This is a genomic window from Leifsonia araucanica (assembly GCF_051161895.1).
In the GTDB taxonomy this organism is placed as follows: Bacteria; Actinomycetota; Actinomycetes; order Actinomycetales; family Microbacteriaceae; genus Leifsonia.
The window spans coordinates 208,286-229,231 of record NZ_JBMBTW010000002.1 but is presented as its reverse complement, the minus strand read 5'-3'; the positions used below and the strand labels follow the sequence as shown (position 1 = coordinate 229,231).

Genomic DNA, 20,946 nt, shown 5'->3' with positions numbered 1-20,946 from the left:
CGACTGTAACACATACCCCATAGGGGTATATGGGATCGGCGCGGTATCCTGGACGGGTGATCGCAGACATCAAGAAACGCGCCATGCACCGCACGCGCATCCTCGAAGGCCAGCTGAGAGGCCTGGAGAAGATGATCGAGAACGAGGACTACTGCATCGACATCATCACCCAGTCCCTCGCCATCCAGAAGTCGCTCGGCTCGCTCAACAAGCTGCTCGTCGAGAACCATCTCAAGACGCACGTCACCGAGATGTTCGACGAGGGCGGCAGCCAGCGCGACGACGCCATCGTCGAGCTGCTGAAGGTGTACGAGCTCTCCAACAACAGGGGCTGACGGTGGACGACCTGATCCAGATCGTCCGCGGCGACATCACCGACGAGCACGTCGACGCCATCGTCAACGCCGCGAACAGCTCCCTCCTGGGCGGAGGAGGCGTCGACGGCGCCATCCACCGCCGCGGCGGTGCGGCCATCCTCGACGCCTGCCGCGAACTGCGCGCGACGACGTTCCCGGATGGGCTCCCCACCGGCCAGGCCGTCGCCACCACCGCCGGCGAGCTCGACGCCACGTGGGTCATCCACGCGGTCGGCCCCGTCTGGTCCGCAACGGAGGACAGGACAGAGCTGCTGCAGAACGCCTACCGTTCATCGCTGCGCGTCGCACGCGAGGTCGGCGCGACCTCGGTGGCCTTCCCCGCGATCTCCGCAGGGGTCTACGGCTGGCCGATGGACGACGCCGCCCGCATCGCGGTCAGCACGGTCCGCGCCGTGCTCGCCGCGTCGTTCGGGCCGGTGGAGCTGGTGCGCTTCGTGCTCTACTCCGACGACGCCCTCGCAGCGTTCCGCCGGGCGGCGGGAGAGTGAGCGATCCAGCGCGCATCGACGACGATGCCGCCATCGACCGCTTCCGCACGCTCCTGCGCATCCCGACCATGTCCCGCAATGCGGTCGAACAGACGGACTGGGAGGCGTTCGACACCTTCATCGCCACGCTGCCCGAGCTGTATCCGCACCTGCACGCCGCGCTCGAACGGGAGCAGCACGGCCACTCCCTGCTCTACCGCTGCTCTACCGCTGGCGCGGCGCAGGCGACGGCGCCCCCACCGTCCTGATGGCGCACTACGACGTGGTGCCGGCCACCGACGACGGCTGGGAGCACCCGCCGTTCGGCGCCGAGCTCACCGGAACAGGCGACGCCCGCGTGCTGTGGAGCAGAGGCACCCTCGACGACAAGGGAGCCCTCGTCGCCATCCTCGAAGCAGTGGATGCGCTGGTCGCCGCCGGCCACACCCCTGCCGCGGACGTGTACCTCAGCTTCGGCCACGACGAGGAGACCGTCGGGTCCGGGGCGAAGACGATCGTCGCCTCCCTCGCCGACCGCGGCGTGCGGCCGGCCCTAGTGCTCGACGAGGGCGGTGCGGTCGTCGAGGGCATCTTCCCCGGCGTCGCGAAGCCGATCGCGGTCGTCGGCGTCAGCGAGAAGGGCATCACGAGCGTCCGGCTGACGGTCGAGCAGAACGGAGGGCACGCCTCCACCCCGCCCAAGCTGACCGCGACGGTGCGGCTGGCGCGCGCGATCACGCGGCTGAACGCGAAACCGTTCCCCGCCGGCCTCAGCGAGACCAACCTGCAGATGGTGGAGACGCTCGGCGCCCACGCCACCGGCCCGCTGCGCGCGGTGTTCACCCGGGCCAGGCGCCTGAAGCCCGCACTGGTCGCCGTGCTCGGCCGGGTGAGCGACGAGACCCGCGCGATCGTGCGCACGACGACGGCGGTCACGCAGCTGTCCGGCAGCCTCGCCGCGAACGCCCTGCCGGAGACCGCCGAAGCGGTCGTCAACGTCCGCATCGCCGTCGGGTCGAGCGTCGCCGAGACCATGACACACCTCCGCCGCGCCGTCCGCGACCCGCTGGTGCGCATCGAGGCGATCGACCCGAGCGAACCGTCGCCGGTGTCCCCCACCACCGGTCAGGAGTGGGACGCGATCGCCGGCAGCATCTCGGCCGTGCATCCGGATGCGGTGGTGACGCCGTACATCATGCTCGGCGCCAGCGACAGCCGCCACTTCACCACGATCAGCGACGCGGTCTACCGCTTCACCCCGTTCGAGATGAGCGGGGAGGAGCGGGCGACGCTGCACGCCCGCAACGAGCGCATCCACGTGGCCACCTGGCTCCGCGGGATCCGCTTCTACGAGCGGCTGCTGCGCAGCCGCTGACCGCGTGCAGGCGGCGTTACGCCGCCCCGCCCAGGTCGGGCAGCGTGATCGCGCGGCTGGTCGGCGGCTGCTGGCGCAGGCGTTCCAGGGCGGGCACCAGCTCGTTCAGCCAGACGCGGTATCCCTCGTCGTTGAGGTGCAGGCGGTCCTCGCTGTATGCGGGGTTCAGTTCGCCGTCCTCCAGCGCCAGAGCGGGCCAGAGGTCGAGCCACTGTGCGTGCACGGTGGGCGCGAACTGCCACAGGTGGCGGTTGATGTCGCGGATCTGGTCCGCGAACTCGTGGCCGCGCGGCAGCACCGACTGCACCAGGATGCGCGTCTCCTGCAGCTCCCTGCGCAGCGTGACCAGGATGGTCTCCACGTTGCGCACGATGTGCTCGACCGAGCGCCGCCAGGCGAGGTCGTTCGTGCCGATCAGCAGCACCACGACGGTGGGCTGCGCGTTGATCACATCCCACAGACGGGCCACCACGTCGTCCGTGGTGTCTCCCCCGACCCCGAAGTTGTAGATGGTCTCCCCCGGCATCCACGCCTGCCAGTCGCCGCCCTGCGTGAGACTGTCTCCGACGAGGGCGGTCGGACCCATACCCGACATCCCCTGATCCGTCATCCGGACCTCCTAAGTCTTTCCTTCATCCTCCCCCATGATGCGCAAAGGCGCGAGGGGTGTACCGCTGCGCAGGGCTGCGGTACACCCCTCATGGATGCACGGATCGGTCGGGATCAGATCAGCGACTTGGTGTGCCAGACCGTCTTCGTCTCGGTGAAGAACGCGATCCTGTCGAGCGACGGCGCCGCCGCATCCGGACCGTTCTCCGGGGTGAGGACGCGCTTCAGCGTGTCGGCCGCCGCGATCTGCAGGTCGATCCACTCGAGGCCGCCCGCGCCGACCAGGTCGAGCGCGTTGACGTCGGCGTGCGAGGCGAGCCACGGTGCGATCTCGGCCGGGGAGCCGGTCAGGATGTTCACCACACCGCCGGGCACGTCGCTCGTCGCGAGCACCTCGCTCAGGCTGATCGCGGACAGCGGGAAGCGCTCGCTCGCCACCACGACCACCGTGTTTCCCGCCACCAGCGCGGGGGCGACGGCGCTCACGAAGCCGAGCAGCCCGGTGTCCTGCGGGGCGACGATCGCGACCACACCGGTGGGCTCCGGCACCGAGATGTTGAAGTACGGCCCGGCGACCGGGTTGGCGTTTCCGACGACCTGCGCGAACTTGTCCGCCCAGCCCGCGTACCAGACCCAGCGGTCGATCGCCTCGTCCACCTGCGCGCTGGCGACGGAGGCGGAGACGCCCTCCGTCTGCTGCACCTCGTCGACGAACTGGGCGCGACGGCCCTCCATCAGTTCGGCGATGCGGTAGAGCACCTGGCCGCGGTTGTACGCGGTGGCGCCCGCCCAGCCGCCGAGCGCTCCGCGGGCGGCGACCACGGCATCCCGGGCGTCCTTGCGGGACGCCTTCGCCGCGTTGGCCAGGAAGGCGCCCTTCGCGGAGACGACCTCGTACGTGCGACCGGACTCGCTGCGCGGGAACTTTCCGCCGATGTAGAGCTTGTAGGTCTTCGGCACGGTCAGGCGGCTCATTTCTTCGCTCCCTTGCGGGTCGTGGTGGATGCGGAGGTCAGCGCCGCGGCGGACGAGCCGCCGAGCGCGCGGCCGGGCGTCAGGTACGCGGCGAGCCCGTGGCGACCGCCCTCGCGGCCGTAGCCGGACTCCTTGTATCCGCCGAACGGGCTGGCCGGGTCGAACCTGTTGAAGGTGTTCGCCCAGATCACACCGGCGCGCAGCTTGTCCGCCACGGCCAGGATGCGGCTGCCCTTGTCGCTCCAGATGCCGGCGGACAGGCCGTACGGGGTGTTGTTCGCCTTCGCGATGGCCTCGGCGGGCGTGCGGAAGGTGAGCACGGAGAGCACCGGCCCGAAGATCTCCTCGCGGGCGATCCGGTGGCTGGTGGAGACGTTGTCGAAGATCGTCGGCGCGAACCAGAACCCGTTCTCCGGGATGGCGCAGTCGGCCGTCCAGCGGTCAGCCCCCTCCGCCTCCCCGATGTCGGACAGCTCCCGGATGCGCTGCAGCTGCTCTGCGCTGTTGATCGCGCCGATGTCGGTGTTCTTGTCGAGCGGGTCGCCGAGGCGCAGCGTCGACAGGCGGTTCTTCAGACGGTCGACGACCTCGTCGTGGATGCTCTCCTGCACCAGCAGGCGGCTGCCTGCGCAGCAGACGTGCCCCTGGTTGAAGAAGATGCCGTTGACGATGCCCTCGACGGCCTGGTCGATCGGGGCGTCGTCGAAGACGATGTTCGCCGCCTTGCCGCCGAGTTCGAGGGTCAGCTTCTTGTCGGTTCCTGCGACGGCGCGGGCGATCTCCCTGCCGACGGCGGTGGAGCCGGTGAAGGCGACCTTGTTCACATCCGGGTGGTCGACCAGGTCGCGACCGGTCTCGCCCGCACCGGTGACGATGTTGACGACGCCGGCGGGGAGGCCCGCCTGCTGCACGATCTCGGCGAACAGGAGCGCGGTCAGCGGGGTGGTCTCCGCCGGCTTCAGCACGACCGTGTTGCCCGCCGCCAGGGCCGGGGCGATCTTCCAGGCGAGCATCAGCAGCGGGAAGTTCCACGGGATCACCTGGGCGGCGACCCCGAGCGCGCGGGGCGCAGGGCCGAGACCGGCGTGGTCGAGCTTGTCCGCCCATCCCGCGTAGTAGAAGAACCAGGCGGCGACGAGCGGGACGTCCACATCCCTGCTCTCCTTGATCGGCTTGCCGTTGTCGAGGCTCTCCGCCACCGCGAGCTCGCGGGCGCGCTCCTGGACGAGGCGCGCGATGCGGAACAGGTACTTGCCGCGGTCGCTGCCGCTCATCTTCGACCACACGCGCTCGTACGACCGGCGCGCTGCGGCGACGGCAGCATCCACGTCGGCGGTGTTCGCCGTCGCGATGGTGGCGATGCGCTCCTCCGTCGCCGGGGAGATGGTCTGGAACGGGGTGCCGTTGCCCTCGACGAACTCGCCGTCGATGAAGAGGCCGTACTGGTCGCGCAGGTTCAGGATGGCCCTGGACTCCGGCGCTGGTGCGTATTCGAGGAAACTCATTGTTCTGCCTTCGGTCTCTGCTGGTCAGTCGATCGTGACGTAGTCGGCGCCGGAGTAGTGGCCGGTGCTCAGCTTCTGACGCTGCAGCAGCACGTCGTTGAGCAGGCTGGACGCCCCGAACCGGAACAGGTGCGGCTGCAGCCAGTGCTCGCCCACCGTCTCCGCGACCGTCACCAGATACTTGATGGCGTCCTTCGACGACCGGATGCCGCCCGCCGGCTTCACGCCGATCTCCTCGCCGGTGAGTTTGTGCCAGTCGCGCACGACCTCCAGCATCAGCAGCGTGACGGGCAGCGTCGCCGCCGGGGACACCTTGCCGGTGGACGTCTTGATGAAGTCTCCTCCGGCGAGGATCGCCAGCCAGGATGCGCGGCGCACGTTGTCGTACGTGTTCAGCTCGCCGGTCTCCAGGATCACCTTGAGGTGGGCGTAGCTGCCGTCTGCGCGGCGGCAGGCTTCCTTCACGGCGACGATCTCGTCGAAGACGAGCCCGTAGCGCCCGGAGAGGAACGCCCCGCGGTCGATCACCATGTCGATCTCGTCCGCACCGGCGGCGACGGCGTCCGCCGTGTCCGCCAGCTTCACGGCGAGGGATGCGCGCCCGCTCGGGAACGCGGTCGCCACGGCGGCGACGTTCACGCTGCCGGGAGCACCGCCGGAGCGTCCGGCATGGGATGCGCCGAGCGCCTCTACCGCGTACGGCACCATGTCGCCGTACACGCAGACGGCGGCCGGCCGGGGAGCGGTGAGGTCGCTCGGGTCCGGCGTGAGCGCCTTCGCGACGAGCGAGCGCACCTTGCCGGGCGTGTCAGCGCCTTCGAGGGTGGTCAGGTCAATGAGCTCGATGATCTTGTCGAGCGCCCAGGCCTTGCTGGTGGTCTTGATGGAGCGCGTTCCGAGCCCGGCGGCGCGCTGCTCGAGGCCGACGGCGTCGACCCCGGGGATGCCGTTCAGGTAGCGGCGCAGGGAGGCTTCGGTGAAGTCGCCCCCGAGCACCTCCACGGCCCTGGCCGCCGGTGCGAGGGTTCGCACGGGCGGCGTCGTTTCGATGGTCACGTCACTCCTTCTTTCAGCTGGCCGCTGAGCGGCCGAGCAGATGGTTCGCGGTGGATTCGTCGGTGATGATCGTGCTGCACAGCCCGCTGGACACGATCGCGTGCGCCACCCTGTGCTTGGTCTCCCCCGCGATCACGGCGATGCTGGTGCGCGCGGCGCGGAGCTCGTCGAGCGAGATGCCGAGGGTCCTTCCGTCGAGCTCCGGATCGGCGACCTGGCCGTCCTCGGTGATGAACCGGCCGACCACGTCGCCGACGGCGCCCTTCGCGGCGAGGGATGCGACGTCGTCGGCGGTCAGGTAGCCGGAGTCGACGTGTACGGAGCTGGTGTCGACCACGCCAGCGCTGAACAGGTACGCGGAGGCGCTCCTCGCCAGCGCCAGGACGCTCTGCACCGATCGGTCGGCCTCGATGGCGCGCCGGGTGGCGGCGTGCTCGAAGATGGCAGGGCTCGGAAGCAGTGTGGCCGTGCCCTGTGCCTTCCGGGCGATCACGACGGCGGTGTCCGCCGCCGCTGTCGCCTGCCGGGTGCTGGACACGCTGCCGTTGATCTGCACGGGGTTGACGCCGACGGCCCAGCCGGGGCGCAGCCGCGCCGCCACCGCGTGCAGGGTGCGTCCCCAGCTCACGCCGAGCGTGCGGGGAACGGGGCGCAGGGTGGTCAGGTAATCGGCGGCGGCCTGCGCGACGCGCGCCTGCACGTCCGAGTCGGAGTCGAGGGACGGCACGACCACGGCGTCCTGCAGGTCGTAGAAGCCGCACAGCTCGCGTTCGAGCGAGAACCGCCTGGCGCTCGGGTGCACGATCTCGATGCGCACGAAGCCGTGCTCGCGCGCTGCGACGAGCAGCCGTCCCACCTTCCAGCGGCTGACACTGAGGGCGAGACCGATCTCGTCCTGGGTTTTGCCCGCCTCGTAGTACAGCTCAGCGGCTTTGACGGCGAGGATCTCATCGGTGTCGTTCATGGCCACGGTTCCAGCTTAGGAACCGGATGCGCGTCTGAGCAACGGTTGCGCGGATGTTGCTCATATGAGCGCGGGCGGTTTCGTTTAGGGTAAAGGTCGTGCCAACTCCCCTCGCCCTCGCCGTCGACTTCGGCGGAACCAAAGTCGAAGCAGCCATCGTCGATGCGGACGGTCGCCTGCTCGAATCGTCCCGCTTCCGCCGCCCGACGGGCCGCACGGCGACCGTCGCCGACCTCGAGGCCTCGGTGGGCGGCGTCGTCCGTGACGCCATCGCCTCCGTGCCCGCCGGTGCGACGCTCATCGGAGCGGGAATCGGCTGCGCTGGGCCGATCGACCGCATCCGGGGCCTGGTGTCCCCGCTGAACGTCCCGCACTGGCGCGACTACCCGATGCGCGACTTCATCGCCGGCGTCATCGCGGACGCCGGGCTCGACATCCCGGTGACGCTCGAGATGGACGGCGTGGCGATCACGCTCGCCGAGCACTGGGTCGGCGCCGCGCAGGGCGTCGACAACGTGATGGGCATGGTCGTCTCGACCGGCATCGGCGGGGGCCTCATCGTGGGCGGCCGCGTGATCACCGGTCCGACGGGCAACGCCGGACACATCGGGCATGTGGAGGTGGGCGAGCTGGTCGGAGAGGACACGTTCGGCAACCCGAGCGCCCTCGAAGCCATCGCCTCCGGCCCGCACACCGTCGCCTGGGCGCGGCGCCACGGCTTCACCGGGAACACGGGCGAGGAGCTGGCAGCGGCGTACGCGGCGGGCGACGAGGTGGCCCACCAGGCCATCGCGCGCACCGGTGAGGCCGTCGGCCGCGCCATCGCGTCGGCGACCGCCCTGCTCGACCTGGAGCTCGTCGCCATCGGCGGCGGCTTCTCGCACTCGACGCCCGACCTGTTCGATCACATGCGCCGCGTCATCGAGAACCACTACTTCCCGTACGTGCGCAAGGTCCGCATCATCCCCTCGGCCCTCTCCTCCGAGGGCCCGCTCATCGGCGCGGCCGCGCTCATCCACCGCGCCCACCTCCTCCCCTGACAATCGAGTCCGAACCTGTTCACGCGACACGCCGAGTAGGGGCGTGAACAACTTCGGACTCGATTTTTATGGGCGGAAGTGGTCTTCGAGGGCGTGGGGACGGGCGACGACGGTGCCGGCGAGGGCAGCAGCGAGCGCGGTGCCGATGAGGACGATGAGGGCGACGGTCCAGTCGCCGGTGAGCTGGTGCAGCACACCGACCGCGAGCGGACCGAGCGCACCGAGCGTGTAGCCGAGGCCCTGCGTGAAGCCGCTGAGCGCCACCGAGCCCTCGTGCGTGCGCGTGCGCACGTTGATCAGCACGAGGCACAGCGGGAACAGCAGCGGCCCGAGACCGGCGAACACCACCCACAGCCAGGTTGCCGTGCCCGGGGCGATGATCAGCCCCAGATAGCCGAGCACGAAGAACGCAACGCCCGCGTAGAGCAGCAGGGCGACGTTGCGCATCCTGGCGGCCAAAAGCGGCACCAGCAGCCCGGCCGGGATGCCCATGCCCGCGTACAGCGACAGCAGCGCGCCGGCCTCCACCGGCGTCGAGCCCGCCACGTCGTGCAGGATCTCCGGCAGCCAGGCGAACATCGCGTACGCGTTCAGGCTGGACGCCGCGAACACCACGGCCATCGCCCAGGCGAGCGGCGCGTGCCACACCTTGCCCAGCATCCCGGGCTCAGCGCCCTCCACCTCGACGTCGTGCTCGGGATGCACCGGTCGCCTGGTCAGGATGATGCGCAGCCACGGCAGGATCGCCAGCAGGCTCACCACACCCCACATCCCCACGGAGACGTGCCAGTTGGATGCGTCGGCCACCGGCACGGCGACCAGCGGAGGCAGCAGCGTGCTCACCGACATCACGGTCGCGTACAGCGACGTGACCAGCCCGATCCTGTCCGGGAAGTAGCGCTTGACCAGCGGGGGCAGCAGCACGTTGCCGACGCCCATCCCCGCGAAGGTCACGGCCGAACCGATGGCGAGCATGGCGAACGAGCCGGCCGTCGCCCGCAGGACGTGCCCGAGCAGCATCACGCCGAGCGCCGCGATCAGCACGCCCTCGAGGCTCGCCTTGCGTGTGAGCGACGGCGCGAGCAGGCCGAACAGCGCGAAGAAGATGGGCGGGAGCATCCCGAGCAGGCCGACGCCGACGCTGGTAACCGCGAACTCCGTGCGGATCTCCGAGAAGATCGGCGAGAGGGCGGCGACGGCCGTCCGCAGGTTGCTGGCGACCAGCAGGATGCCGATGAGCGCGATGGCGCGGCCATGCCACAGGGGCCTGGCGGGGAGTTCCGTCATCAGTTGGCGTTCTCGGGCTGCAGGATGCTCCTGGCCTGTGCCACGTCGTCCGCGATCTGGGCGATCAGCGGCTCGATGCCCGCGTACGCGACCATGCCCCTGATGCGTTCGACGAACGAAATCTCGACGTGGTGGTCGTACAGGTCGAGGTCGCGGTCGAGCACGTAGGCCTCGACCTGCTTCTGCGGGACGCCCTCGAACGTCGGGTTGTTGCCGACCGAGATGGCGGCGGGATAGCGTTCGCCGCCGTCGGTGAGCCAGCCCGCGTACACGCCGTCCGCCGGGATCAGCCCCTCCGACTCCGGCGACAGGTTCGCCGTCGGGAAGCCGAGCTCCCTGCCGCGCTTCGCCCCGTGTACCACGACGCCGCGCAGGGTCGGGATGTGGCCGAGCAGTTCGCCGGCGTGCGCCACGTCGCCGTCGGCGAGCAGTTCGCGGATCCAGGTGGAGGAGACGCGGCGTCCGTGCTCCGGGCGCACGTCGTCGATGAGATGCACGACGAAGCCGTACGTCTCGCCGAACGCGCGCAGCATCTCCACGTCGCCGGCCCCGCGCCTGCCGAACCGGAAGTCGCTCCCGACCAGCACGGCCGCGGCGTGCAGCCTGTCGACCAGGATGTGCTGCACAAATTCCTCGGGGCTGAGGTCGGCCAGCGCACGGTCGAACGGGACGATCAGCGTCGCCTCGACGCCGGTTCCCGCGAGCAGGTCGAGCTTCTGCTCGACGCTGACCAGCGCGGTCGGGCACTTCTCCGGCGCGAGCAGCTCCAGCGGGTTCCTGTCGAAGGTGATGACCGTCGGGGTGAGCCCTCCGGAGGCCGCGACCTCGCAGAGCCGCGCGATCACCGCGCGGTGGCCGGTGTGCACCCCGTCGAACTTGCCGATGGTCACCGCACTCGGGCCGAAGCCGTCCGGCACCTCCTGGACGGACCGGAAGACCTTCACGATGCGGCCGGGCGCGGCTTGTGCCCGCGCAGGTAGATCAGACCGAGGATCGGCAGGACGAGCGGGATGAACAGGTAGCCCATGCCGTAGACCGACCAGACGGTCGCATCCCGGCCGAACGGGTCGATGTCGTGCAGACCGAGGGCGGCAGGTGCGAACAGGCTGAGCGAGCCGATCACGAGCACGCCCACCAGCTCGAAGGTGATGGTGATCCAGGCCACCCGGTACCAGGCGACCCCCGGCGCGATCAGCGCGACGGTGGCCACGATGTAGACGACGGCGGCGAGCGCCGAGAGGGTGAACGCGACCGGCGCCTCGTGGAAGCGGTCGATGATCTGGAAGACGCTGCGTCCGGTCGCCGCGAGGGCGAGGACTCCGTAGACGAAGACGAGCACACGCCCGATGCCGGTGATCCGCCGCCTGGCGGTGGGGCTCTCCGGGTGTTCGCGCGCGGACATGGTGTGGTGTGACATCGCCTACGATTCTATTCGCGCTGGCTCAGGCTCCCTGCACGAACCAGATCTGCCCCATCCGGTACACCATCACCGCGATGGCGAGGCACACGCCGCCCAGGATGACCGTCGACCATCTGTTGCGCTCGATCAGCGCCCAGAACGCTCCGGCGGGCGGCAGGATGAGCGCGGAGATCAGGTAGATGTAGAACTCGGGCAGGCTGCCGCTCGGCTGGTTGCCCACCGCCGGGGCGACGATGGTCACGATCAGCTGGGCGATGAGCAGCACCTCGACCAGCGCGACGGCGCCCATGCTGAGGTCGCCGGGCACGCGTCCGGCCAGTCCGAGCACGATGCAGAGCACGCCGGCGACGGCGGCGACGATCACCTGCGTCGCCGTGAACCACTCGATCATGCGGTCGCGATCTCGTCTGTCGGAAAGTTCACGAGGGTTCTTGCTTCCTTTCCGCGGAACTCGATGAGTCCCACCAGGTGTCCGGTCGGTGCGATGGCCGCGAGCGGTTCGCCTCCCCCATTCTCCCTGTCCGCGACGTGGATGCGTTTCCCGTGGGTCAGGTCGATGGCCTGCTGCTCCGTCAGGTCGAACCGCTCGAACAGCGTCGTGGCGGCCTCGGCGGCCGGAACGAGCACCGAGGCGACGTCGAGGGCTTCGATGGGATGCGCGTCCTCCACGCTGAACGAGCCCACCCGCGTGCGCCGCAGCGCCGTGAGGTGCCCGCCGACGCCGAGCGCAGCACCCAGGTCGCGGGCGAGCGACCGGATGTACGTGCCGGACGAGCAGACCACCCGCACGTCGAGGTCGATGGCGGCGGGCAGCCGCCGCGTAGCGAGCAGCTCGAACTCCGAGACGGTGACCGGCCGCGCCTGCAGCACGACCTCCTCCCCCGCCCGCACCCGCGCGTACGCGCGCTTGCCGTCGACCTTGATCGCGCTGACCGAGCTCGGAACCTGCTCGATCTCGCCGGTGAGGTCGGCGATGCCGGATCGGATGGCGTCGTCGGTGACCGCGGAGACCGCATCCTGGGGCGCCTCGTCGACGATGTCGCCCTCCGCGTCGTCCGTCGTGGTGCTCTGGCCGAGCCGGATGGTCGCGAGGTACTCCTTGTCGGTGCCGACGATGTACGTCAGCAGCCGGGTGGACGAGTTGAGGCCGACGATCAGCAGGCCGGTGGCCATCGGGTCGAGGGTGCCGGCGTGGCCCACCTTGCGGGTGCCCGCGAGCCTCCTGGTGCGCGCGACGATGTCGTGGCTCGTCCAGCCCTGCGGCTTGTCGACGAGCAGGATGCCGGAGCCCGTCATGCGCTCTTCTCGGCGCTTCTCGTGCCGACGACGTCGAGCACCAGCTGCAGCTTGGTCTGGAACGTGCACTCGAGGAGTTCCGTCGCCGCCTCGTCGATCCCGTACTTCTCGGGGAGGCGGAGTCCGAGCAGCGTGTTCAGCAGCATCCCCTCCGCCAGGAAGGAGCGCACGCGCTCGGGTTCGAAGCCCGCCTCGTCGCGCAGCATCGTGTAGATGGCGATGAAGCCCTGCCTGGCCTGCTCGCCGATGACGGGGTCGTGGCCCATGCTGAACGCCTGCATCAGAGACAGCAGCAGCCCGCGGTCCTCGATCAGGTTGACGTACGCCGTGCCGAGCAGCCGGCCGATCTGGTCGTCGGGCGAGCCGTCGGCCTTCCAGCCCGCGATGGTCTCTTCGAACGTCACGAGCAGTTTGCCGAGGGCGCGCGAGAGCACCTCGACGAAGAGGTTCTCCTTGCTGCCGAACATCCGCACGACGTATGGCTGGCTGATGCCGGCCGCCTTGGCGATCTGGTCGGTGGTGGCGCCGACGTATCCGCGTTCCCCGAAGACGAGGCTGGCGGCGGCGAGGATCTGCTCTCTGCGCTCCTCCGCCGGAATGCGCTCACTGATTTTGTCGGTCACGCTTGACAGGTTATCAGTCGATTACTAATCTCGGTCTTGTTGTAATCATCCGATAACAACATTCCCGTGACTTCGACAGGATGTGCCGCCATGTCGTCCCCCTCCACCGCCCGCCGCATCCCGATCTGGCTGGCCGTCGTCGCAGCATCGCTCCCGATGTTCATGGCGACCCTCGACAACCTCGTCGTCACCAGCGCCCTGCCGGTGATCGCCAAAGACCTCAGCGCCTCCATCGAAGAACTGCAGTGGGTCATCAACGCATACACGCTCAGCTTCGCCACTCTCATGCTCATGGCGGTGGCCCTCGGCGACCGGTTCGGACGCCGCACCGTGTTCCTCAGCGGCATTGCCGTCTTCACCCTCGCCTCGGCGGCGAGCGCCCTCGCCACGGAACCCTGGATGCTCATCCTGGCCCGGGCCGTGCAGGGCGTCGGAGCAGCAGCTCTCATGCCGCTGTCCCTCACCCTCCTGGCCGGAAGCGTCAGCGTCAGGATGCGCCCGGCCGCCATCGGCATCTGGGGAGGCATCGCGGGCCTCGGCGTCGCGACGGGACCGCTGATCGGCGGCGCCGTCGTGCAGGGCTGGAACTGGCAGGCCATCTTCTGGCTGAACGTCCCGCTCGGCGTCATCGCCGTGCCGCTCGTGCTCGCCGCCCTGCCGAACAGCTTCGGCCAGCGCGTCCGGGCGGACATCGTCGGCCTGCTGCTCGCCGGCCCAGGCGTCCTCGGGATCGTGTTCGGGATCGTGCGCGGCAACGACGCGGGCTGGGACAGTTTCGAGGTGCTCGGCTCCCTGATCGCCGGCGCCGTGCTGCTCGCGGCGTTCGTCTTCTGGGAGGGCCGCGCATCCGCGCCGCTGCTGCCGCTGCGCCTGTTCCGCGACCGCAGCTTCACCGTGGCCAACCTGGTCGGCGTGACGTTCAGCTTCGGGATCTTCGGGGCGGTCTTCATCCTGATCCAGTTCCTGCAGGTGGTCCAGGGCCACACGCCCCTCGAAGCCGGTGTGATGACCATGCCGTGGACCCTCGCCCCGATGGTGGTCGCGCCACTCACCGGCCTCGTCTCCGGCTGGACGGGCACCCGGCTGCCGATCCTCGTCGGCCTGGTCCTGCTCACGGTCGCGATGGCCTGGATCGCGCTCACCCTGTCCGCCGATCTCGAATACTCGGCCATGTGGCCGCCGTTCGCCCTCGCCGGCATCGGCATGGGCCTGGTCTTCGCCCCCAGCTCCACCGCCGTGCTGGCCAACATGAAGGCCGAGGACCACGCGAAGGCGTCCGGCACCAACTCCACCCTCCGGGAGATCGGCGTCGCCCTCGGCATCGCCGTGCTCACCGCCGTGTTCACCGGCGCTGGCGGATCGCTGACCCCCACCGGCTACGTGGATGCCGCCATCCCGGCCATCTGGGTCGGCGCCGGAGTGCTCGGGGTCGCCGCGATCATCTCGCTGGCCCTGCCGTCCGGCATCCGCCGCCGCGGCCACCAGGATGCGGAGACCGAGCTCGCGGAGGCGGCGGCGGCCGAAGGCTCCCCGCAGGCGGCAGCACTGGTCGACTGACGGCATCCGGTCGCACCGCATCCCTCCTCCCCTGCCGCGCGGCTAGGGTGGGGGGATGCGGATCGGCGTCATCGGAGCGGGAGCCATCGGCGGCACCATCGCAGCCCTGCTCGACCGCGTCGGCCACCAGGTGGAGGTCACGGCGCGCGGCAATCAGCTCGCCGCCATCCGCGAGAGCGGGCTACGTCTCGACGGCGCGTGGGGCTCGCACACCGCGCAGGTGGCCGCTGACGAGGTGCTGCGCACCCGGCCCGAACTCGCCTTCCTCTGCACGAAGGCCCAGGATGCGGCCGCCGCCCTCCGGGAGAACCAGCACCTGCTCGGCGGCATCCCGGTCGTCGTGGTGCAGAACGGCCTGACCGGGCTGCGCCAGGCCATGACGATGCTCCCGGACTCGCAGTGCGTCGGCGCCCTCGCCCTCTACGCGGCCAGCTACCTCTCCCCCGGCCGGGTCACCGTGACCACGGCGGCGAACACATACATCGGGGCCGGGAGCGGAGAACCGCCGGAGGCCGCGGTCTTCGCCACCCGCGTCCTCGACGCGGCGATGCCCGCCTTCGCCGTCGACAACTTCGACGGCGCCCAGTGGACCAAGCTCATCGTCAACCAGATCAACGCGATGCCCGCCATCACCGGGCTGAGCGCCCAGGACTCGCTCGGCGACCGCCGGCTGCGCCGCATCGTCACAGCCAGCATGCGCGAGGCCGTGCGGGTCGGCTTCGACCGCGGCATCCACTACGGCAGCATCCAGGGGCTCAGCAACGGCATCCTGCGGTTCGTCGCCGTCTCCCCGCTCTGGGCCGGCCAGCTCGTGCCGCTCATGATGAAGCGCAGGATGGGCGCAACCCCCAACCCCGGGTCGACGCTGCAGAGCATCCGGCGCGGCCAGCTGACCGAGATCGACTACCTCAACGGCGCCATCGTCGGCGAAGCCCACGACCTCGGCAGGGAGGCGCCGATCAACGCCGCCATCGTCGACCTGGTGCACGAGGTGGAGCGCACGCGCGCGTTCATCGAGCCCGCCGTGGTCGTCGACCGGATGCGCTCGGTCGTCTAGCAGCTGTCCGCGAACACCCTCCGCGGCAGCTCGGGGTCGCTGTCGTCCACCAGCGCGCTCGCCCACATCCGCGGCTCCGCGTCGTTCTCGTAGATCGCGTCCTGCGGCGTGTTCACCAGCGCGACGGAGTAGTGCCAGATCCCGCGCAGCTCCGGCCGCAGCAGGAACTCGCCGTCGACCACGAGCACCGCATCCTGGCCGGTCGTCTCCCAGCGGCTCTCCATCGGCACATCCCGGCGCTCGTCGAACGCCGCCGTCTGGAACCCGGTGCTGCCCGCCATCCGGAACGGGTCGATCAGCACGCGCCGGAAGGTCACGTAGTCGAACGAGCCGCGGTAGTAGTCGAGCGCCGACTCCGGCCCGAGCCTGGTGCGGTCGGCGCGCGGGCGGTGGAAGTCGGTCATCGACGCGCGGAAGGTATCGTAGCCCGCCTCGCGGAACACCTCGGCGAGGTCGTCGGCGAACGGCGCGGTGTCCGTGACTCCGTCCACCGCCACCATCGTGCGGCCGTGCCCATAACTGCGCGTCACCTCGCCGACCAGTTCGCGGAGGAACAGGACGCGCGGCGTCGGTGGAAGCTTCATGGCACGAGCCTAAGCCGCGCGCGCACCGATTACGCTGGAACGATGGTGGATGCTCAGGACTCGTTCTCCGCCTCCGTCATCGACTGGTTCCACGCCAACCGTCGCGACCTGCCGTGGCGCCGCGACGGTTTCACCGCCTGGGGCACTCTGGTCAGCGAGTTCATGCTGCAGCAGACCCCGGTGAACCGCGTCATCCCTCGGCTCGAGGAGTGGCTGACCCGCTGGCCGACGCCGCCGGACCTCGCCGCCGTCCCGCCGGGCGAGGCCGTGCGCGCCTGGCAGTCGCTCGGCTACCCGCGCCGCGCGCTCTGGCTGCACGCCTGCGCCGTCGCCATCACCGAGCGTCACGGCGGTGTCGTCCCCGACGACGTGGATGCGCTGCTCGCGCTCCCCGGCATCGGCGACTACACGGCGCGCGCCGTCGCGGTGTTCGCGTACGGAGACCGGCACCCGGTGGTCGACACGAACATCCGGCGCGTGATCGCCCGCGCCGTCGACGGCCAGGGCGAGCCTTCGCCGCCAAGCAGACGCGACCTCGCGGCGATGGAGTCGCTGCTCCCCGCCGAGCGTGCAGCGGCCGCAGCGTTCAACGCGGGCGTGATGGAGCTCGGGGCGCTGGTCTGCGTGGCCAGGACGCCGCGCTGCGACGTGTGCCCGCTCGCCGACCTGTGCGCCTGGCGGATGGCCGGATACCCGGAGTACGCCGGCCCGAAAAAGGCCGTGCAGAAGAAATACGAGGGCAGCGACCGGCAGGTGCGCGGACGCATCCTGGCCGAACTGCGCGCCTCGCACATCCCGGTGACCGCCGCCGAACTCGAGTCCGTCTGGCCGGACGCCGCCCAGCGCGACCGCGCCCTGGCGGGCCTCCTCGCCGACGGCCTCGCCGTCACCGCCCCAGGCGGCTACACCCTCCCCTGACGCCGCGGCACGCAGCAATCGAGCCGGGACTTGTGTACGCGAAACGCTGTAGCGGTGCGTACACAAGTCCCGGCTCGATTGTCTGGGAAGGCGGAAGACCGGGGTCAGTCTTCGTCGTCGTCCTCGCGGGGCTTGACGTACGGGTCCTCGTCACCGGCGTATGCTGCGCCGGCGGCCAGCCCGGCCACCTCGGTGTCGCGCTGCCGCGCCTCGCGCAGCAGGTCTTCGATGTGCGCCGCGTTCTCCGGGATCGCATCCAGGATGAACTCGAGCGACGGCGTCAGGCGGGCGGTGATGTTCTTGCCCACCTCGCTGCGCAGCATCCCGGTGGCCGCTGCGAGGGCCGCAGCGGTGTCCGTGCGCTCCTCGTCGGTGCCGTAGACCGTGTAGAAGACCGACGCGTGCTGCAGATCGCCTGTCACCTGCACATCCGTGATGGTCACGAAGCCCATGCGCGGGTCGCGAACGCCGCGTTCGAGCCGCTTGGCGATGATGACCTTGATTCTGTCCGCGAGCTTCCTCGCGCGTGCCGGGTCAGCCATGTTGTCTCTCCTTCACTGCCCTGATACCACCGAGCGGGATGGGAGGAGGCCCGGAGGGCGAACCCTCCGGACCTCCTTTCCACACCTACGCGCGGGGCTTCTCCCGCATTTCGGTCGTCTCGATCTCGTCGCCGATCTGGATGTCGTTGAACTTGCCGAGACCGATACCGGCCTCGAAGTCCGTCCGAACCTCGGTGACGTCGTCCTTGAAGCGACGCAGCGACTCGATGGCCAGGTTGTCCCCGACCACGACGCCGTCGCGGATGACGCGCGCCTTGGCGTTGCGCGTGATCGTCCCGGAGCGGACGATCACACCGGCGATGTTGCCGAACTTGGAGGAGCGGAACACCTCGCGGATCTCGGCGACACCGGACTGGACCTCTTCGAACTCCGGCTTGAGCATGCCCTTGAGCGAGCTCTCGATGTCGTCGATCGCGTTGTAGATGACCGAGTAGAAGCGCACATCCACACCCTCGCGGGCAGCACGCTCGCGGGCCTTGACGTCCGGGCGGACGTTGAAGCCGATCACGATCGCATTGTCGATGGTCGCCAGGTCGATGTCCGACTCGGTGATCGCGCCGACGCCGCGGTGCAGGATGCGGAGCTGGACCGAGTCGTCGACCTCGATCTTCATGAGCGACTCCTCCAGCGCCTCCACGGCACCGGACACGTCGCCCTTGATGATGAGGTTGAGCGCCTCGACCTTGCCCTCTTCCAGAGCACGGGTGAAGTCTTCCAGCGAGATGCGCTTGCGCGACTTCGCCAGCATGGCGTTGCGCTCGGCCGCTTCACGCTTCTCAGCGATCTGACGGGCCGTGCGGTCCTCCTCGGTGACGAGGAAGGTGTCGCCCGCTCGCGGAACGCTGGACAGACCCTGCACCTGCACAGGACGCGACGGGTACGCCTCGTGAACGGCGTCGCCGTTCTCGTCGACCATCGCACGGACGCGGCCATAGGCCGTACCGGCGACGATCGAGTCTCCGACGCGCAGCGTTCCCGACTGGATGAGCACGGTCGCGACAGCACCGCGGCCCTTGTCGAGCTTGGCCTCGATCGCGATACCGCGCGCATCCTTGTTGGGGTTGGAGCGCAGGTCGAGCCCGGCGTCCGCGGTGAGCAGCACGGCGTCCAGGAGGTCCTGGATACCGATGTCGTTCCGCGCGGACACGTCGACGAACATGACGTCTCCGCCGTACTCCTCGGCGACCAGACCGAACTCGGTGAGCTGCTGGCGCACCTTGGCCGGGTTGGCGTCCGGCTTGTCGATCTTGTTCACCGCGACCACGATCGGCACACCGGCCGCCTGGGCGTGGTTGAGCGCCTCGATGGTCTGCGGCATGATGCCGTCGTCCGCCGCGACCACGAGGATCGCGATGTCGGTGACCTGCGCACCACGGGCACGCATGGCGGTGAACGCCTCGTGACCGGGGGTGTCGATGAAGGTGATGGCACGTTCGATGCCCTCGTGCTCCGTCCACACCTGGTACGCACCGATGTGCTGGGTGATGCCACCGGCCTCGCCTGCGACGACGTTCGCGTTGCGGATCGCGTCGAGAAGACGGGTCTTACCGTGGTCGACGTGGCCCATGACCGTGACGACGGGCGGACGGATCTCGAGGTCTTCGTCCGTCTCGTCCTCGAGCTCCTGGTCGAGGTCGATGTCGAAGCCTTCGAGCAGCTCCTTGTCCTCGTCCTCCGGAGAGACGATCTGGACCTTGTAGCCGAGCTCCTCGCCCAGCACGCCGAAGGTCGCCTCGTCGAGGGACTCGGTCGCCGTCGCCATCTCACCGAGGTGGAACAGCACGGTGACCAGGTTGCCGGGGCTGGCGTCGATCTTGTCGGCGAAGTCCGAGATGGATGCACCGCGGCGCAGCCGGACGACGGTGTTGCCGTCGCCACGGGGTACGCTCACGCCGCCCAGCGACGGAGCTTCCCTCAGCTCGAATTCCTGCCTCTTGGCGCGCTTCGATTTGCGGGCCTTGCTCTTGCCGCCACCGCGACCGAAGGCACCAGCGGTTCCACCGCCCGGTCCACGACCACGACCGCCGCCGCCGCCTGCCGGGCGCGGGCCGCCGAAGCCGCCGCCAGGGCGCTGGAAGCCACCTGCACCGGCACCGGCGCCTGCTCCACCGCCGCTACCCGGACGCTGCTGGAAGCCGGGACGGCCTCCACCACCGCCGCCAGGACGCTGGCCGGGACGGTTGCCGCCCGCTCCGGGGGCACCGGGGCGCGGCGAACCGGGACGCGGAGGCGTCGGGCGCGGGATATTGCCGGGCGACGGGCGCTGGCCCATGCCCTGCGAGCTCGCGAAGGGGTTGTTGCCGGGACGTGGTGCGCTCGGGCGCTGGCCCATGCCCTGGTTGGATGCGAATGGGTTGTTGCCCGGGCGCGGTGCGCCGGGGCGCGGGATGCTGCTGCTCGCGGCGTTCCCGCCTGCCGGGCGAGCGGTGTTCGGCTTGACGGCGTCCGACGGCGCTGCGGGCGCGGCGGCATCTGCGGAGGCCGCAGGGGCGTCCTTCGCCGCCTGTGCCTTGGCGTCTGCCGCGGCCTTGTCGGCCTCAGCCTTCTCGGCAGCAGCCTTCTGCTCCGCGAGGGCCTGGCGCTCTGCCACCGACAGCGGGGCCGCCGGCTTGGGGGCCGTGCCGCCCGGGTTGGGAGCAGACGACGGACGCGAAGCGCCCGGCGCGGGAGCGGAGGACTTCGGCGCTGCCGCCCTCTGCTCCGGTGCTGCCGCTGCAGCCTTGTCGGCCGTGAAGCCTTCCGCCTCGAGGGCAGCGCGAAGCTTGCGCGCCACCGGCGGTTCGATGCTGGAGGACGGTCCCTTGACGAACTCGCCCATCTCTTTCAGTTTCGCAAGGGCGACCTTGCTGTCGACTCCGAGTTCGCTTGCGACCTCGTGTACGCGTGGTTTTGCAGCCACAATTCTCCTGTCTAGGGGGTCTACCCCTAGCAGGGCAGACCGTTAGTTACGGACGGGTCTCATTTCGAGCCGCTCATTAGTTGTCACTCATTTGAGTTCACTGTGCCGTTCAGCCTGTTCTCTTCAAGTGCGGCCTGGATGGCCGTCGTATCGAGCATCCCGTCGACCTTCAAAGCCCGCCCGAAGGCGCGCCTCTGCAAGGCTTTGTCGAGACACCCGACGACCGGATGCAGCCACGCGCCTCGCCCGGGAAGCGTGGCGGAATGGTCCACCACGAGTTTCGAGTTCTGGGCGACGACCCTCAGAAGTGAGGATCGGGGAGCGCGAGAACGGCATCCGACGCACGTTCTAACAGGTTCCATCCTACACCCGCG

23 protein-coding genes are annotated in these 20,946 nt (G+C 69.8%); 8 read left to right on the top strand and 15 right to left on the bottom strand.

Going from position 1 to position 20,946, the window contains the following annotated elements; translation table 11 throughout:
- Nucleotides 1–56: 56 nt before the first annotated feature.
- From ACN6M5_RS01065 to ACN6M5_RS01050, 4 genes are read left to right on the top strand one after another with little or no spacing between them, the layout of a single operon-like run.
- Entirely contained in the window at nucleotides 57–335 is a 279-nt protein-coding gene (locus ACN6M5_RS01065) for a metal-sensitive transcriptional regulator (protein ID WP_085369317.1), read from the top strand.
- A complete protein-coding gene (locus tag ACN6M5_RS01060; RefSeq protein WP_434952278.1) occupies nucleotides 332–865 on the top strand; it encodes an O-acetyl-ADP-ribose deacetylase in 534 nt (177 codons plus the stop codon). The genes ACN6M5_RS01065 and ACN6M5_RS01060 overlap by 4 nt, the downstream gene beginning before the upstream one ends.
- Entirely contained in the window at nucleotides 862–1,113 is a 252-nt protein-coding gene (locus ACN6M5_RS01055) for a hypothetical protein (protein WP_434948207.1), read from the top strand. Before ACN6M5_RS01060 ends, ACN6M5_RS01055 begins: the two co-directional genes overlap by 4 nt.
- Nucleotides 1,113–2,219: a M20/M25/M40 family metallo-hydrolase gene (locus ACN6M5_RS01050; protein WP_434948206.1), complete on the top strand. Its 1,107-nt coding sequence runs from the start codon at nucleotides 1,113–1,115 to the stop codon at nucleotides 2,217–2,219. The genes ACN6M5_RS01055 and ACN6M5_RS01050 overlap by 1 nt, the downstream gene beginning before the upstream one ends.
- Before the next feature lie 16 nt (nucleotides 2,220–2,235).
- On the opposite strand, the gene ACN6M5_RS01045 is transcribed toward ACN6M5_RS01050, so the two are convergent.
- From ACN6M5_RS01045 to ACN6M5_RS01025, 5 genes are all read right to left on the bottom strand, one after another.
- On the bottom strand, nucleotides 2,236–2,829 hold the full coding sequence (locus ACN6M5_RS01045; protein ID WP_434948205.1) for an SGNH/GDSL hydrolase family protein: 594 nt from the start codon (nucleotides 2,827–2,829) through the stop codon (nucleotides 2,236–2,238).
- A 113-nt stretch (nucleotides 2,830–2,942) separates the two neighbouring features.
- Nucleotides 2,943–3,803 (bottom strand): aldehyde dehydrogenase family protein, encoded by an 861-nt coding sequence (locus tag ACN6M5_RS01040; protein ID WP_434948204.1) that lies wholly within the window; start codon nucleotides 3,801–3,803, stop codon nucleotides 2,943–2,945.
- Nucleotides 3,800–5,308 carry an aldehyde dehydrogenase family protein gene (locus ACN6M5_RS01035; protein ID WP_434948203.1) on the bottom strand — a complete coding sequence of 503 codons (1,509 nt, stop codon included), beginning with the start codon at nucleotides 5,306–5,308 and terminating at the stop codon, nucleotides 3,800–3,802. Before ACN6M5_RS01035 ends, ACN6M5_RS01040 begins: the two co-directional genes overlap by 4 nt.
- A 24-nt stretch (nucleotides 5,309–5,332) precedes the next feature.
- Nucleotides 5,333–6,364: a deoxyribose-phosphate aldolase gene (gene deoC, locus ACN6M5_RS01030; protein ID WP_085369322.1), complete on the bottom strand. Its 1,032-nt coding sequence runs from the start codon at nucleotides 6,362–6,364 to the stop codon at nucleotides 5,333–5,335.
- A gap of 13 nt (nucleotides 6,365–6,377) precedes the next feature.
- The gene (locus ACN6M5_RS01025; protein WP_168690811.1) at nucleotides 6,378–7,328 is read right to left on the bottom strand and encodes a sugar-binding transcriptional regulator; all 951 of its coding nucleotides are present in this window, start codon (nucleotides 7,326–7,328) and stop codon (nucleotides 6,378–6,380) included.
- Between the two features lie 98 nt (nucleotides 7,329–7,426).
- Between ACN6M5_RS01025 and ACN6M5_RS01020 the strand changes: the two genes are divergently transcribed.
- Entirely contained in the window at nucleotides 7,427–8,368 is a 942-nt protein-coding gene (locus ACN6M5_RS01020) for an ROK family protein (RefSeq protein WP_168689086.1), read from the top strand.
- Nucleotides 8,369–8,434: 66 nt separating this feature from the next.
- On the opposite strand, the gene ACN6M5_RS01015 is transcribed toward ACN6M5_RS01020, so the two are convergent.
- From ACN6M5_RS01015 to ACN6M5_RS00990, 6 genes are read right to left on the bottom strand one after another with little or no spacing between them, the layout of a single operon-like run.
- The gene (locus tag ACN6M5_RS01015) at nucleotides 8,435–9,655 is read right to left on the bottom strand and encodes an MFS transporter (RefSeq protein WP_434948202.1); all 1,221 of its coding nucleotides are present in this window, start codon (nucleotides 9,653–9,655) and stop codon (nucleotides 8,435–8,437) included.
- Entirely contained in the window at nucleotides 9,655–10,599 is a 945-nt protein-coding gene (locus ACN6M5_RS01010; RefSeq protein WP_434948201.1) for a bifunctional riboflavin kinase/FAD synthetase, read from the bottom strand. The genes ACN6M5_RS01015 and ACN6M5_RS01010 overlap by 1 nt, the downstream gene beginning before the upstream one ends.
- Complete coding sequence (locus ACN6M5_RS01005) at nucleotides 10,596–11,072, bottom strand: hypothetical protein (RefSeq protein WP_085369327.1); 477 nt, start codon at nucleotides 11,070–11,072, stop codon at nucleotides 10,596–10,598. Before ACN6M5_RS01005 ends, ACN6M5_RS01010 begins: the two co-directional genes overlap by 4 nt.
- Nucleotides 11,073–11,097: 25 nt before the next feature.
- The gene (locus ACN6M5_RS01000) at nucleotides 11,098–11,466 is read right to left on the bottom strand and encodes a hypothetical protein (RefSeq protein ID WP_434948200.1); all 369 of its coding nucleotides are present in this window, start codon (nucleotides 11,464–11,466) and stop codon (nucleotides 11,098–11,100) included.
- Nucleotides 11,463–12,371: a tRNA pseudouridine(55) synthase TruB gene (gene truB, locus ACN6M5_RS00995; protein WP_434948199.1), complete on the bottom strand. Its 909-nt coding sequence runs from the start codon at nucleotides 12,369–12,371 to the stop codon at nucleotides 11,463–11,465. The genes ACN6M5_RS01000 and truB overlap by 4 nt, the downstream gene beginning before the upstream one ends.
- Nucleotides 12,368–12,994: a TetR/AcrR family transcriptional regulator gene (locus tag ACN6M5_RS00990; protein WP_085369330.1), complete on the bottom strand. Its 627-nt coding sequence runs from the start codon at nucleotides 12,992–12,994 to the stop codon at nucleotides 12,368–12,370. The genes truB and ACN6M5_RS00990 overlap by 4 nt, the downstream gene beginning before the upstream one ends.
- A gap of 90 nt (nucleotides 12,995–13,084) precedes the next feature.
- Here ACN6M5_RS00990 and ACN6M5_RS00985 point away from each other — a divergent pair, with 90 nt between their 5' ends.
- Both ACN6M5_RS00985 and ACN6M5_RS00980 read left to right on the top strand, forming a co-directional pair.
- On the top strand, nucleotides 13,085–14,551 hold the full coding sequence (locus ACN6M5_RS00985; RefSeq protein WP_434948198.1) for a DHA2 family efflux MFS transporter permease subunit: 1,467 nt from the start codon (nucleotides 13,085–13,087) through the stop codon (nucleotides 14,549–14,551).
- A gap of 55 nt (nucleotides 14,552–14,606) precedes the next feature.
- Entirely contained in the window at nucleotides 14,607–15,608 is a 1,002-nt protein-coding gene (locus ACN6M5_RS00980; protein WP_434948197.1) for a ketopantoate reductase family protein, read from the top strand.
- Here the strand turns inward: ACN6M5_RS00980 and ACN6M5_RS00975 are convergent.
- Entirely contained in the window at nucleotides 15,605–16,192 is a 588-nt protein-coding gene (locus ACN6M5_RS00975; RefSeq protein ID WP_434948196.1) for a nucleoside/nucleotide kinase family protein, read from the bottom strand. The two genes, ACN6M5_RS00980 and ACN6M5_RS00975, sit on opposite strands and share 4 nt — an antisense overlap.
- Before the next feature lie 42 nt (nucleotides 16,193–16,234).
- Between ACN6M5_RS00975 and ACN6M5_RS00970 the strand changes: the two genes are divergently transcribed.
- The gene (locus tag ACN6M5_RS00970; protein WP_434948195.1) at nucleotides 16,235–17,110 is read left to right on the top strand and encodes an iron-sulfur binding domain-containing protein; all 876 of its coding nucleotides are present in this window, start codon (nucleotides 16,235–16,237) and stop codon (nucleotides 17,108–17,110) included.
- A 104-nt stretch (nucleotides 17,111–17,214) separates the two neighbouring features.
- Here ACN6M5_RS00970 and rbfA read toward each other — a convergent pair whose 3' ends face one another.
- From rbfA to ACN6M5_RS00955, 3 genes are all read right to left on the bottom strand, one after another.
- Nucleotides 17,215–17,652, bottom strand: a complete 438-nt coding sequence (gene rbfA / locus ACN6M5_RS00965) for a 30S ribosome-binding factor RbfA (RefSeq protein WP_085369335.1) — start codon at nucleotides 17,650–17,652, stop codon at nucleotides 17,215–17,217.
- Between the two features lie 85 nt (nucleotides 17,653–17,737).
- Nucleotides 17,738–20,572, bottom strand: a complete 2,835-nt coding sequence (gene infB / locus ACN6M5_RS00960) for a translation initiation factor IF-2 (RefSeq protein ID WP_434948194.1) — start codon at nucleotides 20,570–20,572, stop codon at nucleotides 17,738–17,740.
- Nucleotides 20,573–20,655: 83 nt separating this feature from the next.
- Entirely contained in the window at nucleotides 20,656–20,934 is a 279-nt protein-coding gene (locus ACN6M5_RS00955; RefSeq protein WP_434948193.1) for a YlxR family protein, read from the bottom strand.
- Between the last annotated feature and the right edge of the window lie 12 nt (nucleotides 20,935–20,946).